The organism is Arthrobacter sp. 135MFCol5.1 (genome assembly GCF_000374865.1).
GTDB lineage: Bacteria > Actinomycetota > Actinomycetes > Actinomycetales > Micrococcaceae > Arthrobacter.
Genome location: NZ_KB895453.1, coordinates 547,530 through 564,115 on the forward strand (window position 1 = coordinate 547,530; position 16,586 = coordinate 564,115).

Below are 16,586 nucleotides of genomic sequence, written 5' to 3' on the forward strand. Positions count from 1 at the left end.
ACTTAACCAATGCAAGAGACCAATAGGGTAGGTATATGAGACGCGCAAAAATTGTGGCTACGTTTGGCCCGGCAATTGCCAGCTACGAGAACACCCTGGCTGTGCTGGAGGCCGGCGTTGACGTCGCCCGCATGAACATGAGCCACGGCGATTACACCGTGCACGACAACACCTACGAAAACGTCCGCAAGGCGGCAGCGGACCTGGGCAAGGCCGTGGCCATCATGGCCGACCTGCAGGGCCCCAAGATCCGCCTGGGCCGATTCGTGGATGGCCCGCACGCACTCGCGGTAGGTGACATCTTCACGATCACCACCGAGGACGTCCCCGGCACCCAGGAGATCTGCTCCACCACCCTGAAGAGCCTCACCGAGGACGTCAAGGTGGGAGACGCACTGCTGATCGACGACGGCAAGGTGGCCCTCCGCGCCATTGAGGTCGACGACGTCAAGGTGGTTGCCGAGGTGACCGTCGGCGGCATGGTGTCCAACAACAAGGGAATCAACCTGCCCGGCGTGGCAGTCAACGTTCCCGCGCTGAGCGAAAAAGATGAGGACGACCTCCGCTGGGCAATGCGCCGGGGCGTGGACCTGGTGGCCCTGTCCTTCGTCCGGGATGCGTCCGACATCACCCGCGTGCACGAGATCATGGACGAAGAAGGCCGCCGCGTGCCGGTCATCGCCAAGATCGAGAAGCCGCAGGCTGTCGAGCAGCTGCCGGAGATCATCGACGCGTTCGACGCGATCATGGTGGCCCGCGGCGACCTCGGTGTGGAGCTTCCCCTGGAGGAAGTGCCGATCGTGCAGAAGCGCGCCATCGAGCTCGCCCGGCGCTGGGCGAAGCCGGTCATCGTGGCCACCCAGGTGCTCGAGTCCATGATCGACAACCCGCGCCCGACCCGTGCAGAGGCCTCCGACTGCGCCAACGCCGTCCTCGACGGTGCCGACGCCGTCATGCTCTCCGGCGAGACCAGTGTGGGCAAGTACCCGATCGAAACGGTCAAGGTTATGGCCCGGATCATCGAATCCACCGAGGTCCACGGCCTGGAGCGCGTCCCCCCGCTGGGGACCAAGCCCAAGACCCGTGGCGGCGCCATCACCCGTGCCGCCGTCGAAATCGCCGACCAGCTGGACGCCAAGTACATCTGTGCGTTCACCCAGTCCGGCGACTCCGCCCGCCGCCTGTCCCGCCTGCGGCCCATCAAGCCGGTCTTCGCGTTCACCCCGGTGGAACAGGTCTGGAACCAGATGGCGCTCACCTGGGGCATCCAGCCGGTACTGGTGCAGATGGTGGACCACACAGACGCCATGACCGCCCAGGTGGACCGCAGCCTCGAGGAAATGGGCCTGGTGGAAGATGGTGACCTGGTAGTCATCGCCGCCGGTTCGCCTCCCGGAAAGGCCGGTTCCACCAACTCGCTGAAGGTGCACAAGGTAGGCGACCTGGCCGACTCCACCCGCGCCGGTGAAGTCAGCAGCAACAAGGAAAAGCTCGGCCCCTGGCCGGAAAAGAAGAAGAAGGCCTAGCCTGGTCTTCGGACAAAGCAAAGGACCCCTGCCGGTTGGCAGGGGTCCTTTGCTTTGGTGCTGTGCGCGTTAGGGGACTTTACGCGTGGGGGCCGGGCCGCCGTCGTAATTCTCTGGGCCCCGGCCGGAGCGCTAGTTGACCTGGTTGATGATGGTTTCGGCGACCTCGCGCATGCTGAGACGGCGGTCCATGGAGGTCTTCTGGATCCAGCGGAAGGCCTCCGGCTCGGTCAGGCCCATCTTGGTGGTCAGCAGGCTCTTGGCGCGCTCCACGAGCTTACGGGTGGCGAACTGCTCCTGGAGGTCGGAAACCTCGCTCTCGAGGGCCTTGATTTCCTCGTGGCGGGAAAGCGCGATCTCCAGGGCCGGGATGAGGTCGGCGGGCGTGAACGGCTTCACCACGTAGGCCATGGCGCCGGCGTCGCGGGCACGCTCCACCAGTTCCTTCTGGCTGAAGGCGGTCAGCAGCACCACGGGGGCGATGCGTGCCTTGACGATCTTCTCGGCCGCAGAAATGCCGTCCATGACGGGCATCTTGACGTCCATGAGGACCAGGTCCGGCTTCAGTTCCTCGGCGAGCTGGACGGCCTTCTCGCCGTTATCCGCCTCGCCCACAACGTCATACCCTTCGCCGCGCAGGATCTCGATGATGTCGAGGCGGATGAGGGTTTCATCCTCCGCCACAATAACGCGGCGCGCCGGCTGGGACGTGGGCTTGGACTCCGTCTGTTCAGTCACGGGATCTCCTTGAAAAGGTACGGCGGGACATCACTATCTTAGGTGCCACCGCGGCTGTACTTGGCTTGCAGGGTTTGTTTGCGGCGACGGCGGCGCGATTCTGGAATTCAGCCTATCTGCATGTAGAGTAATTCCGCGTACGTGAAGCGATCGCGTTGCTCACAGTCAGCTGTGGGCGTAGCGTTTCACTCCATGTATTCCGCGCCCGAGTGGCGGAATTGGCAGACGCGCCGCACTCAAAATGCGGTATCGAAAGGTGTGTGGGTTCGAGTCCCACCTCGGGCACAGCAGATCCCCTCGTCGGAGGGGTTTTTTGCTTTAACGTGATGACAAAGCTTGCGCTGATGCGCCTCTAACGCTGTGAGTGCGGGCTTTGGCCTGGCTGCCGCTGAGCCTGTTCAGGTGTGTGGTCCGGCGGGTTCAAGGCCGTGGTTAGTGGGCCTTCCGCCTGCTGAGAATGTTTTCTTGCGGTCGCTCGATCCCGTCTTTCGGGTGGGCCGTTGGTGGCCTACACCTACTCATGGGGACGGGGGGCTAGAACGACATGACCGGTGGAGGATGCCCCACAATGCGTAGCGGGAGGCGGCCCGAGGACGCCTCCCGCGGCGCGGGGCGCTGGTATTTGTCGTAGCAAAAAGGAGTGCGGATACTGTCCACACGTATGCCTGCTTTATTCGAGGATCCGACAGGCTGCAGTCCGACGGCAGGGTTGCGGCTAGAGACCACGCGATAGCGACGTCCGGAAAGTGTTTCCCGGCGTCTGTTGGGAAGCGAAAGGGCGCGCTTCCAGCCGTTGAGGAGGGGTGTACTCGAAGTCCCTACGTCTCACCATCAGTCCTCGTACTAACCCAGCCACTCCTAACTATTCTCAGTCTCCTGTAATGGGGCGGTCGAAGCTCGGGGGATGAGGGTTGCCCGCATTTCGGGCCCTGCCGCTGGTGGTGGAGTTCCTTCGATGGAGCTGAGTGCTAAACGCCCCAGGTAACGTCCCAGCCCCGCGGTGTCTACGTTGATGGTGGATAACTGGGGCTGGAACATCGAGGAAAGTGGTGTGTTATCGAGTCCGATGATCGAGAGGTCTCCGGGAACTGTCAGTCCGCCTCGGAGGGCGGCTCCTGTGAGCGCGGCTGCAACGTCGTCGTTGTAGGCAGCTATGGCCGTGACTCCGGCTGTGCGCCAATCATGGATGGCGGCAAGGGCTGACTCGTCGGTCAGGTTGATGTTCCTCCACGAGATGGGACGAAGGCCCAACGCTGTGGCGGTCTTTTGGGCGCGGTCTCGGCGGCCGTTCACCAGGTCGGCAACCTTTGGATCGTTGAGACCTGCGTACGCAATGACGGTGTGGCCGAGTTCCGCGAGATGCTCGAGTTGCAGCGCTGGGCCGTTATCGATGTAGTCCTCGGAAGGGGGAGCTTCTGGATCGGGAATCAGGCGGGTGATCCCGGCGGCGCGGATCGCCTCTGCCTGCCCCGGTGCGAAGGAATTCAAGGTGAGCACTACGTCGGGCTGGATGCTTTCCCAGAGAGGACGGGCCTGGCCGCTGGAGTGCGGAGTGTAGGTAACCAGGGTGTAGCCTGCCTGGTCCAGGGTGAGGGATGCTTCCTCGATGTTCCGTCGGAGGCTGAAGTCCAGCGGCCAGTCAGGCAGAACCAGGAGCACTATGTGGCTTCGTCCACTCGCCAGGGTCCGGGCCGCTGAATGCCGGCGGTACCCCAGACGCTGGGCTTCCTGGAGAACTTTCGTCCTCGTTGCCTCGGAGATCGTTTGCCCCGGGGTGTCGTTGAGGACGAAGCCGACGGTAGCCCGCGAGACTCCCAGTGACTTGGCGATGTCGTATGTGGTCACCCGCCGCGTTGGCATAGAAGTCGCCACCGATCCTCCGTTTTCAGCGATTCAGTATTAGCCACTTGCGCGGGCTAGTTCCTCTACAGTAGCATCAGTGCAATCACTAGCGCGGGCTAGTGATTCTCTTCACTTTTCTCCCCGACAATGGAGTCCATATGAATTCGCATGAAACGCATGCTGCAGTTCCCGGCGCCTTGGCGCCCGCCGTGGCAGTGGAAGCGGAACTTCCCGCTCCGGCCCTTGACGTCCCCAAGGTCAGCGCCCGCTACATCTGGCTGATGGTGCTCGCGCAGTTTGGTGTGTTCGTAGCATTTATCACGCCTTTGGCTATTTCCCTGGCGATCAGGGTGAACCAGTTGGCGCCCGCCAATCAGGAATATTTGGGCTACATCACCGGGGCGGGTGCGTTGGCCGTCATGGTGACCAGCCCGTTCCTTGGCATGGTCAGTGACCGGACCAGGACCAGGATCGGCCGCCGGCGCCCCTTCATGATCGCCGGAACAGTGTTGGGGGTCATATCGCTCCTGGTCATGGCTTATGCCCCCACTGTGCTGATCCTTGGAGCCGGCTGGATTCTGGCCCAGTTGGGCTGGGGTCAGGTACTGAGCAATCTCCAGATTTCGACGGCGGACCGGTTGCCTGAATCGCAGCGGGGCAAGGTGGCAGGCCTGACGGGCTTCTCCACCCAGGTTGCACCCGTCTTTGGTGTCGTTATCGCTGGTGGCTTCGCGGCCGACCCGCTGCTGCTTTTCATGGTTCCCGGTGTGGTAGGCGTGGTTCTCGTAGCACTGTTCGTTCTCTTCGTTCACGAGGCTGACAGCCGCGGGATGGTCTTCTCCGCAAAAATGACGCCAGCTTCAATGCTCCGCAACTACCTTTACAACCCCCGCCGGTATCCGGATTTCTCCTGGAACTGGTTGGGACGGTTCCTCTTCTACTTCGGCCTGACGCTGAACACGACATTTAGTGCTTTCTTCTTCGCGAGCCGCCTCGGCATCCCCGTGGAACAGGTAGGCGGGATCATCGCCATGCTCGGCGGTGCCGGCGTCCTGGCCACCACAGCGGGCGCGCTGGGTGGGGGCTTTCTGTCCGACCGTCTGCGCCGCCGCCGCCTGTTCGTGCTCTTCGGCGGGATCTTGATGGCTGCCGGAATGATTTTGATGGCCTTTTCGTCTGATCTCCCTCTCCTCATTGCCGGTTCCTTGATCACGTCGATGGGTATCGGGATGTTTTCAGCGGTGGATCAGGCCCTGTTGCTGGACGTTCTTCCTGAGAAGGCCACCGACGCCGGGCGCTTTATGGGGATCACGGGTTTCGCCACCTCTATCCCACAGTCGGCTGCACCCTTGATCGCCCCGGTCTTCCTTGCCATCGGTGCCGCTGGAGACCAGAAGAACTACACACTGCTCTTCGTGGTCGCGGCAGGTTTCGTTCTGCTCGGTGGGGGCGTCATCATGCGGATCCGCTCCGCACGCTGACCAGCCGAGCGATGGGCCGGCCGGCCTTCCAGGGCGCGGTCCGGAGCAGCCAAATGCACGATATGGAGATTCGAGATTGAGCATGACCAAACCACGCACCACAGTGCTTCTCACCGGGGCAACCGGGAACTGGGGGAGGGCCACCCTGCGAGAGCTCTCCTCGCGTTCCGACCGCGTCACCGTACTGGTGCTGTCTTTGCCAGGCGAAAAGGACAAGACAGTACTGTCGGAGTTCTCAGCCATGGAGAACCTGGATGTTGTCTGGGGCGATCTGACGGATTACGCCACTGTTGCTACGTGTGTAGCGCGGGCGGATGTGGTGCTCCATGTGGGCGCGGTTGTTTCGCCTTTGGCCGATGAGCAGCCCGAGCTGGCTACCCGTGTGAACGTGGGCAGCATGCGGAACATTATCCGGGCGGTGAAGGCCCAGCCCGATCCCAGCCGGATCAGCGTTGTGGGCGTCGGGTCGGTGGCGCAGACCGGGAACCGCAACCCCCCGCTCCATTGGGGCAGGGTCGGTGACCCTATCCGCGTTTCCCAGTTCGACGCCTACGGCCAAAGTAAGGTGACAGCCGAGCGGGAACTTGTCGAGGCCGGCCTGCCGAAGTGGGTCTGGCTGAGGCAGACGGGAATCTTCCATCCCGGGATGCTCGAAATACGGGACCCCATCATGACCCACTCGCCATTCGGAGGAGTCATGGAATGGGCTTCGGTTGAAGACTCGGCCCGGCTGCTGGCCAACCTCTGCGAACCGGATGTCCCTGACGAATTATGGAGAGGCGTCTACAACATCGGTGGGGGCGAGGGCTGGCGGCTCAGTAACTGGCAACTGCAGACGGCGATCGGCGAAGCTGTGGGCGTGAAGGACATCCGGAAGTGGTATGACCGGAATTGGTTCGCACTGAAGAACTTCCATGGACAGTGGTACACGGACAGCGACCGGCTGCACGCCTTGGTCCCGTTCCGTCAGGACACGTTCGAAGGTGCCCTCTGCCGCGCCATCGCCACGGCCCCCTCGTCAGTAAAAAATGCCGGCCAAGTCCCGGCCTGGATCGTCAAACACCTCGTCATGAAGCCGTTGTCCCGCAAACCCCGGGGAACGATGGCAGCTGTCCGGTCAGGAAACGATCACGAGGTCCGCGCCCATTTCGGCAGCCTGCAGGAATGGCGGAGCATCGGCGACTGGTCCACTTTTACGCCACCAGCACCTTCCCGCACCCCGTCCTATCTCGACCACGGATATGACGAGGACAAGCCGGCATCCGAATGGTCCGCCATCGATTACCTGGAGGCAGCCACCTTTCGCGGCGGCAGGCTATTGACCGAAGACGTGATGCCTGGGCTTCCGTCGGCGCCGCTCATGTGGTCCTGCGGGTCGGGCCATGAATTCGCTGCCAGCCCCAGGCTGGTGCTTCAGGCCGGCCACTGGTGCCCCACATGTACCGCCGATCCCGCAGGCTACCGCCGGCAAGCGGAACACAATAAGTTCCTCGCCCAAGTCGTCGATGCATGACCGCCACGACGACCGCAAGCCCTTCCTTCCCGACACTCAAGGACTTTTCATGACCCCCACCTGGCACGCCGAGTTCATCACCTCGGCATTTCCCAACGGCGAGCTGGACGACCCGGCCCTGTACTTCCGGAAGGAATTCCACGTCGCCGAGGGCCTGACCAAAGCCACCCTCAAAACAACTGCTCTCGGTCTGGTCGAACCCCACCTCAACGGCAGCAAGGTCGGCGACGAAGTGCTGGCCCCGGGCTGGACTTCCTACCGCAACCGGCTCGTCGTCAGCTCCTACGACGTCACGGACTCGATCGCCGTTGGTGCGAACGCGGTGGGCGCCATCGTCGGGCAGGGGTGGGCTCTCGGCCGCCTCGGCTGGGAGAACAACAGCCACTTCTACTCCGAATCCCCGGCCCTGTACCTGGAAATCGAACTGGAGTACGGCGACCGGACGGAGTACGTCCTCTCCGACAGCAGCTTTCGCTGCTCCACCGGCGGGGTCCGCGCCAACAGCATCTACGACGGCGAGACCTTCGACGCACGCTTGGAAAGCAACGACTGGACGCTGCCCGGTTTCAATGACGGGCACTGGACCCAGGCAAAACCTTTCGAATGGAACCTCGACACGCTGATCGAACCCACCGCGCCGCCCATCCGGGCCACCGAAGAAATCAAGCCTGCATTCATCACCACCCTCGCTGGCGGCAGAACCATCATCGACTTCGGCCAGGTCATCTCAGGATGGGTACGCCTGCGCGCCCGGGGCGGAAAGGCGGGAGACACCATCACCCTCCGGCACGCCGAACTGCTCACCCTCGACGGCGAACTCGACACCGAGACGCTGCGCACGGCCAAGGCCACGGATCATTGGATCCTCGCCGGGCCTGAAGACACCACCTGGGAGCCGCGCTTTACCTTCCACGGCTTCCGCTACGCCGAAGTCACCGGCTACCCCGGCGATCTTTCCGCCCGGGACATCACCGCCGTCGTTGTACACAGCGACATGGCACGCACCGGGTGGTTCTCATCGTCACATGAGCTGGTCAACCGGATGCACGAGAACACCGTCTGGTCCATGCGCGACAACTTTGTCGGCGTCCCCACCGACTGCCCGCAGCGGGACGAACGGCTGGGATGGACAGGGGACCTGCACGCCTTCGGACCCACCGCCGTACTCCTCCACGACGTCCGTGGGGTGCTCAGATCATGGCTGGCAGATCTCCGGGCAGAGCAGAACGAAAAGGGCTTCGTCCCCTGGGTCGTCCCCGATATCCTCTCCACCCCGTCGTCACCGACCGCATTGTGGAGCGACGTGGCCGTCGCCCTGCCTTGGACCCTGTACCAGGAATATGGTGACACAGCCATCCTGGAAGAGTCCTACGACTCCATGGCCACCTTCGTCCGCCAAGTCGAAGGCCTGCTGGATGAGAACGGGCTATGGAGCTCGGGGTTTCAGTACGGCGACTGGCTGGACCCGGACGCCCCGGACGACAACCCCGCCGGAGGCAAAACCGACCGCCATCTCGTCGCCTCCGCCTACTTCTGCAAAACCACCAGGGAAATGGCCGACACCGCCGAAATCCTGGGAAAAGGACAGGACGCAACGTACTTCCGCGCGCTCAACAGGCGGGTGCGCGAGGTGTTCCGGCGCGAATACGTCACCGAGGCCGGAAGGATCGTGAACGAGTCAGCGACAGCCTACGCACTGGCAATCTGCTTCGGCATCCTTGAGGAGGACCAGATGTGCCACGCCGGCAACCAGTTGGCCCAGCTCGTGGCGAAATCCGGCTACACCATCTCGACGGGCTTCGCGGGCACACCTCACGTAACGGACGCCCTGACACTCACCGGCCACCTGGATGAGGCTTACAAGCTGCTCACCCAAACCCAGTGTCCTTCCTTCCTCTACCCTGTCACCCAGGGTGCCACGACCATCTGGGAACGCTGGGACTCCGTCCGGCCGGACGGCACTGTGAACCCTTCAGGCATGACTTCCCTGAACCACTATGCTTTCGGAGCCGTCACGTCCTGGCTGTACCGGGTGGTCGCCGGCCTCCAGGCCGCAGCCCCGGGGTGGCGCCGCATCCGCATAGCACCCCGCCCAGGAGGCGGGATTACCCACGCCACCGCGCGGCACGACACTGTCCTGGGTTCCGCTGAAGTCTCCTGGCGGATCACATCCAAAACCATGAGCCTGGACGTGCGCATCCCTGCCGGAGCCGAGGCCGAAGTGGTCCTGCCACTCGACCCGGACAACAGGACAATCAGCATCGGGGAAGGGCGGCACCACTGGGAATACGCGTTGCCCGAGTCCTACGGCACCCGTCCTGACTTCACCATGGACACGCCCCTGGCAGAGCTGTCCAAAGACATCACTACCTGGGACGCCCTCACCCGGGTTTTCGCCTCCCACCTGCCCGGCGTCCCCATCGACGGCAACGGGCCAGGAGCCGAAGGTATCTCGCTGACCCTTCTGCTGCAGTACGTCCCGGGTGCCTCCGAAGAATTCCGCATGGACCTCGAAAACGCCCTGACCGAAGCCGCCGCGCACGCCTAAGACTGCCACCGCTGTTCGGCCCGCCTGCTGGCCGGGCCGAACAGCCACCAGACCCATGGAGAGTTTGATGAGCACCAACATGCCCGACCTGAGCTTGGAACAAAAAGCATCGCTGCTTTCAGGAGCGAACTTCTGGCAGACGAAAGAACTGCCAGATGCGGGCATCCCCGCCGTTGTCCTGACAGATGGGCCGCACGGTATCCGCCGCCAACTGGCAGGGGAAGACCATCTCGGCCTGCACCACAGCGAACCCTCGACATGCTTCCCACCGGCAGTGGCGGTGGGTTCCAGCTGGAATCCAGTGGTCGCCCGGAAGCTCGGTGCCGGTGTCGGCAAGGAAGGCCGCCGACTGGGCGTGTCCGTCGCCCTGGGGCCGGGCGTGAACATCAAAAGATCGCCGCTGTGCGGCCGGAACTTCGAGTATTACTCCGAGGACCCGCTGCTCTCTGGCATCCTGGGAGCCGCGCACGTTACCGGACTCCAGACCGAAGGCGTCGGGGCCAGCGTCAAACACTTCGCGGCCAACAACCAGGAAACCGAAAGGATGCGGGTCAGCGTCGAGGTTGACGAACGCACCCTCCGGGAAATCTACCTTCCGGCGTTCGAGCGGATCGTCAAGGAAGCCAGGCCCGCCACCGTGATGTGCTCCTACAACAAGATCAACGGGGTTTACGCTTCGGAAAACCGGTGGCTTCTTACCGAACTGCTCCGGGACGAATGGGGCTTCGAAGGAGCCGTGGTGTCCGACTGGGGCGCGGTCTCAAACCGTGTCGCCGCACTCAAAGCCGGACTGGATCTCGACATGCCAGGCAACGGCGGAACCAGTGACCGTGAAATTGTCGAAGCAGTTAAGAACGGGACGCTGGATATCGAAGATGTCGACCGTGCGGTGTCTCGTGTTCTTTCCCTGACACACAATTCCGTGGCCTCACAGGGCCACAACGACGTCGAGGATAGCCATCACCTGGCACACGAGCTGGCCCGGGAGTGCATCGTGCTGCTCAAGAACGACGGCCCGGCGCTTCCACTGGCCGCCAATTCCCGGATTGCTGTCATCGGCCACTTCGCCGCCGAGCCCCGCTACCAGGGCGGTGGCAGCTCCCATATCAACGCGACGCGGGAGGAATCCGCCCTCGAATCCATCCGCGAACATGCCGCACGGCTCGGGGCCGAGGTCACCTACTCGCCGGGCTTCACCGCAAGTGACCTCGCCCCGGAGCAGGCCGCACTGATGGGCGCAGCCGTTGAAGCTGCGGGCGCTTCGGACATGGCGATCGTCTTCGCCGGACTCTCCGAACAGGACGAATCCGAAGGGTTCGACCGAAGCCACCTGGACCTTCCAGCTCATCAGGTCCGTGCGATACGTGCCGTCGCGCAGGCAGCCCCGAAGACCGTCGTCGTCCTGTCCCACGGGGGCGTTGTGTCCCTCGAGGGCTGGCATGACGACGTCGACGCGATCGTTGAAGGGTGGCTGCTGGGCCAGGCAGGCGGGGCAGCGATCGCCGACGTACTGTTCGGCGTGGTCAACCCTTCCGGGCACCTTGCCGAAACTATTCCGTTGAGGCTTCAGGACAATCCCAGCTGGCTCAACTTCCCGGGAGAACAGCAGCATGTCCGCTACGGGGAAGGCGTGTTCGTCGGGTACCGCTACTACACCAGCGCCGAGGTCCCAGTCCGCTACCACTTCGGACACGGGCTCAGCTACACAAAGTTCCGTACCGACGGCCTTGACGTGGAAGTCACAGGACCCTCCACAGCATGCGCACGCGTGACCGTCACCAACACGGGAAGCCTCGCCGGGAGACATGTCATCCAGCTCTATGTGGCCACCACTGCGGGCCCCGTGAAACGCCCGGCCCGCGAGTTGAGGGCTTTCACCAAGATCGATCTGGGCCCCGGTCAGACCAGCACCGTGGAATTGAAGCTGGATCATCGGTCCTTTGCCTACTATGACCAACCGCTCGGGCGTTGGCTGGTTGCACCGGGTGACTATGCAATCCAGATCGGTGTCAACGCCGGAACCGTCGAAACCGAAACCACCGTCAGTTTGGTGGGGGACACCATTGCCCGTGAACTGAGCATGGATTCCCCTGTCGGTGAATGGTTCGGGCACCCCGTCGTGGGCCCGGTACTCCTGAAGGGGATCACGGCCTCGATGTCAGAGGAACAAGCATTGTCCGCCGCGGCCAACCAAGACAGTATGCGGATGGTGGAATCCTTGCCAATGAAGCAATTCGTCGGCTTCCTCGGAGGCGCCCTCCCGCCCGAAGCACTTGACCAGCTGCTGGAACTCAGCCGCCAGCCGGCTGAAGCTGTCTGACTGTTCCGTCCACACATCGAGCCATCATCTCCGACGGACTGCAGAAAGTACCCCCGTGACTGCCCCAATCGATGCCACTGCCCAGGACCTGCTCGCCAAAGCGATCTGGATCCAGGCCGCTGAAGACACTGTCCCCCCGGCCGGAGCGCGCCCGGCCTATGAATTCCGCACTATCTTTACCCTTGACGAGGCGCCACGGCGCGCCACCCTGGCGGCCACCGCGCACGGGATCTATGAAGCCTTCATCAACGGGGTCCGTGTTGGCGATGAGGAACTGGCTCCCGGCCTGACCAGTTACGCCAAAACCCTCTACGTTCAGCACCACGAAGTCACAGCCTTGCTCGAGGCGGGTCTGAACGAACTGCGGCTGGTGCTCAGCGACGGATGGTTCCGCGGACGCTGCGGCCCCAGCCGGGTTCCTGACAACTTCGGCACACATACCGCTCTTGTCGCACAAGTCGACCTCGAAACAGCGGCAGGCACCATGATCGTTGCCACGGGCCCTGACTGGGAATACGGCACCGGCGCCATCACCGCCGCAGACCTCATGGACGGGCAAACAACCGATTTCACGAGGCTGGACGACATCTCATGGCAGCCCGTTAGGATCGCGGACGACGCGTTGACCCTGGACCGGTCCAGACTGGCCTTGTCGCCCGCGCCCCCCGTGCGCCGCATCCGTGAATACCCGGCCACTGACATCACCAGGCTTCCTGGTGGACGACAAATCGTTGACTTTGGACAAAACCTCAACGGCTGGGTTCGACTGGCAGTGCTCGGACCAGCAGGAACCACCATCAGGCTCACCCATGGGGAAGCCCTTGACGCCGCCGGCGACCTGACCACCGCCCACCTTGCCTATACTCCGTACCCGGACCCCAACCCGCTGCCCACAGGCCAAATCGACACCGCCGTCTCCCGCGGGCAATCCGGTGACGTGTTCGAACCTCGCCACACCACCCACGGGTTCCGCTACGTTGCCGTCGATGGCCTCAGAGAGGACCTCAACCCGGCCGACATCCTCGCCGTCCTCGTGCACACGGACCTGGCAGCGGCCGGAACGTTCGACTGCAGTGATGAACGCCTTAACCGACTGCACCGCATCGCCGAGGCCAGCTGGCACGCAAACGCGTGCGACGTACCGACAGACTGCCCGCAACGGGAACGCTGGGGATACACCGGCGATTACCAAATTTTTGTCCGCAGCGCCGCATTCCTTGACGACGTCTACGGGTTCTCGAGGAAATGGCTGCGGTCGCTGGCTGACGACCAGCTCGACAACGGTTGCATTACCAACGTTGCCCCCAACACGGGCGTGGTGGACAACCCGGAGATCCCTTTCTCCTTCGACGGGTCCGCCGGCTGGGGGGACGCGGCAACCATCGTGCCCTGGCAGCTCTACGTAACTTACGGCGACGCCGGCGTGCTCGAAGAGAATTTCACGATGATGGCCCGATGGGTGGACTATATCGCCGGCCTTGCCGCCACCGGGCGGCACCCCTCCCGGCAGGAGAACCGACCGGAGCCGCCACCACACGAAAGGTTCCTGTGGGACTCAGGCTTCCACTGGGGAGAATGGGCCGAGCCCGGGGGAGTCTTCGACTTCTTCGGGGACAAAGGCATCGTGGCAACCGCGTATATGGCCCGGTCCGCAGACATCGTCTCCAAGGCCGCCACGATCCTTGGAAAAGAAGGGCTCGCCCTCCACTACCGGGAACTTCATGCCAACGCCGTTGAAGCCTGGCGCACCGAGTACCTCACCCGCGAAGGCCACCTGACCCTCGAATCGCAGGCCAACTACGTGCGGGGCCTGGCCTTCGGGCTGATCCCTGCTGCACTCCAAACAAACGCCGTCAACCGTCTTGTCGAGCTCATCCGGGAAGAGGACACCCATCTATCCACAGGATTCCTCTCCACACCATTTCTGTTGCCGGTCCTGGCGGACTACGGCCGGACCGGCATCGCCTACGAACTTCTGTTCCAGGACACCGCTCCGAGCTGGATGACCATGCTCGACAGGGGCGCGACCACGATTTGGGAATCCTGGGAAGGAATCACGGAAGACGGCATGCCGCATGAGTCGTTGAACCACTACTCCAAGGGGGCGGTCATCACGTTCCTGCACGAATACGTTGCCGGTGTCCGGCCCGATGAAAACCAACCCGGGTATGAGCACTTCACCGTCGAACCCAAGCCAGGGCACGGACTGACATGGGCACGCGCCAACCTCCGAACTGCCCGCGGAGTCATTACCAGCACATGGCATCTCGACGACGAGACGTTCACACTTGATGTGACCGTGCCCGCGGGGGCAACAGCCCGCATTGTCATGCCCGCCGGGACACAGCACGCAGCCGGGCCGGGACATCACACCTTCAAGGAATAAACCCATGCCAACCCTCACCCCACCACGCAGTCCCTCCCTGCGCAGCCGCATCCTTCGATCCATCCTGCTCCGCGCCAAGAACACCAGCGACATCACCGCCACCCTCGCCAAAAAAGAGGCGGAAGAAGTCAACGGCAGACCTGACCCAACACCCAGCGCTTTGGCCCTTTCAGGCATAACCATCACACGAATGGTCATCGCCGATACCGTCGTGTTTCGTCTGCGGCACAGGCGGCGGGCGCCCCAAAGAGCCGTGCTCTTCTTTCACGGCGGCGGCTACATCGAGGGCCCGTCAGCAGGGACTTGGATGATCAGTGCGCGCTTCGTCAAGGACACCGCAGCAGAGGTATGGATACCGGCCTACCGCCTGGCGCCCCGGCAAACAGCCGAAACGACGGTCGCCCTCGCGCTGGCTATTTACGAAAAGCTCATCGCCGTGTGGTCCGCGGAGGCCGTCGCAGTGTCCGGTGATTCAGCAGGCGGCGGCCTCGCCCTGGCAACCGTGCAAGCAGCCGCCGCAGCGGGCCTGCCAATGCCGGCCATGCTCGGCCTGTTCGCACCCTGGGTTGACCTCACAATGTCCGACTGGAGGGAGCAAGCCGCAACCGATCCCATGCTCCACTATGGCAGGCTCACACAATCAGCCAAAGCCTACGCAGGTGACCTTCCACTGGACGACCCACGTGTCAGCCCCCTCCACGGTGACGTGACCAACCTACCCTCGACATGGGTCATAGTCGGTGACGACGACATGCTTGTGCACCAGAACCGCCGCCTTCGAGACCGCCTGGTTGAAGCGCAAACCCCGCATGTCTATCGTGAAGATCCCGGAATGGCGCACGTTCACGTCCTGCTTCCAGTCCCGGAAGGACGCCGGGCCCTGAAGGCCTTCCTCGAGGCCCTGAAAGTGGGCACCGGCCCGGTGCAGCACTGAAGCCCGCCTCAGAGAGAAGCGGCGGCAGCGATTGCTCAACGTCCCGTGATCGCCCGCAGGCTCCGCTGCGAACGAGGCCGGATCAGGGAGCACGGGCTACCGACGGACGCCCGACCGACAGCACGGGAAAAGATCGAAGACATCATTGAAGAACGCGCCGACTTTGAACGAGTCTAGGGGGCACTAAAGGAGATTGCTCCCGCTGACAAGTTTCACGGAAAGGGGATACCTTTAACGCGCATAACCAAAACCACTGCGTCGTCCGGTCCGGCACCGGCGTGCGGAGGGGGCTCGTTCGACGCCACGGCGAATGAAAGTACCGGTGGTGGCAGGAGTCGATGGGGAACAGCCCTGTCCGACCCGCACGTATGGGGCGACAGCTACGTCTGACCCCAATGGTTTCCCGCCGGCGGCGGCCCTCTGAGTAGTTCAAAGCGCCGAGACTGGAGATTCCGTCAGCCTGAGGGGGCGGAGCTGGCCCGAAATACAGGGTGTGGACAATGTCCACACTTTTCGTATCGTACTGGGTCAAACAGCCTTCGGACTGGCTAGGATTCCGCATGATTTCGCGGGTTCCCAGTGTCTCTAAGGCTGGAATGTAGTTCGAGTCCCACCTCGGGCACAGTGTTTTCCCTCGTCAGGGGCTTTTTTGCTTTGACGTGTTGACAAAGCTTGTTTCGCGTCGCTCTGGCGGGTGGGTCGCGGGCTGGTGCCTGGCCGCCGCGGGGCCTGTTCAGGTGTGTGGGGTGGCGGGTTCAAGTCCCTAGCTGGTGGGCCTTCCGCCTGCTGTGGTGCGGTTAGATGCTTCCTCGTTTCGGTTCTGTGTGGTGGGCGTGGTTGCCCAACACCCATTCATGGTCCGAGGTGGCGGGTACAACATGACGTAGCCGCCGTTGGTACGGCAATTTTCTTGAAGGGCTCCTTGCAACCGCCGCCGGAGCCGTATGCGCTCGATTTGTCCTGCCAAATTGGGTGTGGACAGTGTCCACACTTACGTCTGCTTTATGAGAGTCGGGACTGCCCCGGCTTTTGTTGACTCGGGGTCTTAGGCCGCTATGAGCTCGGTCCGGTTGATTGTTTCATATTCGATGGGCGTGAGCTTTCCCAGCCGTCTTTGCCGTCGCCGGCGGTGGTAAGTCCGCTCGATCCACGTTGTGATGGACAGCCGGAGGTCCCGCCTGGTGAGCCACCGCTGACGGTCCAAAACGTTCTTCTGCAGCAGCGAGAAGAACGATTCCATAGCGGCGTTATCCGCACACGCACCGACCCTGCCCATCGACCCCGTGAGGCCGTGGTGG

Annotated in this window: 10 protein-coding genes and 1 tRNA gene; 8 read left to right on the forward strand and 3 right to left on the reverse strand. The window is 63.0% G+C overall.

The genetic code is table 11. The annotated features are described in order from the left end of the window. The first annotated feature begins 35 nt into the window (after window positions 1–35). Window positions 36–1,526, forward strand: a complete 1,491-nt coding sequence (gene pyk, locus C563_RS0106155; RefSeq protein ID WP_043423794.1) for a pyruvate kinase — start codon at window positions 36–38, stop codon at window positions 1,524–1,526. 132 nt (window positions 1,527–1,658) lie between these two features. On the opposite strand, the gene C563_RS0106160 is transcribed toward pyk, so the two are convergent. Continuing rightward, entirely contained in the window at window positions 1,659–2,264 is a 606-nt protein-coding gene (locus tag C563_RS0106160) for an ANTAR domain-containing response regulator (RefSeq protein WP_009358190.1), read from the reverse strand. A 203-nt stretch (window positions 2,265–2,467) separates the two neighbouring features. On the opposite strand from C563_RS0106160, the gene C563_RS0106165 reads away from it, so the two are divergent. Further along, a tRNA-Leu gene (locus tag C563_RS0106165) sits at window positions 2,468–2,549 on the forward strand. A gap of 573 nt (window positions 2,550–3,122) precedes the next feature. Here the strand turns inward: C563_RS0106165 and C563_RS0106170 are convergent. Beyond that, the gene (locus C563_RS0106170; protein ID WP_026264413.1) at window positions 3,123–4,136 is read right to left on the reverse strand and encodes a LacI family DNA-binding transcriptional regulator; all 1,014 of its coding nucleotides are present in this window, start codon (window positions 4,134–4,136) and stop codon (window positions 3,123–3,125) included. Window positions 4,137–4,264: 128 nt separating this feature from the next. Between C563_RS0106170 and C563_RS0106175 the strand changes: the two genes are divergently transcribed. From C563_RS0106175 to C563_RS0106200, 6 genes are all read left to right on the forward strand, one after another. Beyond that, window positions 4,265–5,587 carry an MFS transporter gene (locus tag C563_RS0106175; protein WP_018761165.1) on the forward strand — a complete coding sequence of 441 codons (1,323 nt, stop codon included), beginning with the start codon at window positions 4,265–4,267 and terminating at the stop codon, window positions 5,585–5,587. A gap of 82 nt (window positions 5,588–5,669) precedes the next feature. Beyond that, window positions 5,670–7,100 carry an NAD-dependent epimerase/dehydratase family protein gene (locus C563_RS0106180; RefSeq protein ID WP_018761166.1) on the forward strand — a complete coding sequence of 477 codons (1,431 nt, stop codon included), beginning with the start codon at window positions 5,670–5,672 and terminating at the stop codon, window positions 7,098–7,100. Window positions 7,101–7,149: 49 nt separating this feature from the next. Next, window positions 7,150–9,648: a family 78 glycoside hydrolase catalytic domain gene (locus C563_RS0106185; protein WP_043423864.1), complete on the forward strand. Its 2,499-nt coding sequence runs from the start codon at window positions 7,150–7,152 to the stop codon at window positions 9,646–9,648. A gap of 67 nt (window positions 9,649–9,715) precedes the next feature. After that, on the forward strand, window positions 9,716–11,968 hold the full coding sequence (locus C563_RS0106190) for a glycoside hydrolase family 3 C-terminal domain-containing protein (protein WP_018761168.1): 2,253 nt from the start codon (window positions 9,716–9,718) through the stop codon (window positions 11,966–11,968). Between the two features lie 55 nt (window positions 11,969–12,023). Then, the gene (locus C563_RS0106195) at window positions 12,024–14,354 is read left to right on the forward strand and encodes an alpha-L-rhamnosidase (protein ID WP_018761169.1); all 2,331 of its coding nucleotides are present in this window, start codon (window positions 12,024–12,026) and stop codon (window positions 14,352–14,354) included. A 4-nt stretch (window positions 14,355–14,358) separates the two neighbouring features. Beyond that, window positions 14,359–15,288 carry an alpha/beta hydrolase gene (locus tag C563_RS0106200; RefSeq protein ID WP_018761170.1) on the forward strand — a complete coding sequence of 310 codons (930 nt, stop codon included), beginning with the start codon at window positions 14,359–14,361 and terminating at the stop codon, window positions 15,286–15,288. Window positions 15,289–16,333: 1,045 nt separating this feature from the next. Here C563_RS0106200 and C563_RS0106205 read toward each other — a convergent pair. Beyond that, on the reverse strand, window positions 16,334–16,586 hold a 253-nt coding region (locus C563_RS0106205), incomplete at its 5' end, for an integrase core domain-containing protein (protein WP_018761171.1).

Excerpts from the sequence above, each read along its gene's own strand:
- C563_RS0106180 (WP_018761166.1), top strand. The coding sequence starts at position 5,670 with ATGACCAAACCACGCACCACAGTGCTTCTCACCGGGGCAACCGGGAAC.
- C563_RS0106190 (WP_018761168.1), top strand. The coding sequence starts at position 9,716 with ATGAGCACCAACATGCCCGACCTGAGCTTGGAACAAAAAGCATCGCTG.
- C563_RS0106185 (WP_043423864.1), top strand. The coding sequence starts at position 7,150 with ATGACCCCCACCTGGCACGCCGAGTTCATCACCTCGGCATTTCCCAAC.
- C563_RS0106200 (WP_018761170.1), top strand. The coding sequence starts at position 14,359 with ATGCCAACCCTCACCCCACCACGCAGTCCCTCCCTGCGCAGCCGCATC.
- C563_RS0106175 (WP_018761165.1), top strand. The coding sequence starts at position 4,265 with ATGAATTCGCATGAAACGCATGCTGCAGTTCCCGGCGCCTTGGCGCCC.
- pyk (WP_043423794.1), top strand. The coding sequence starts at position 36 with ATGAGACGCGCAAAAATTGTGGCTACGTTTGGCCCGGCAATTGCCAGC.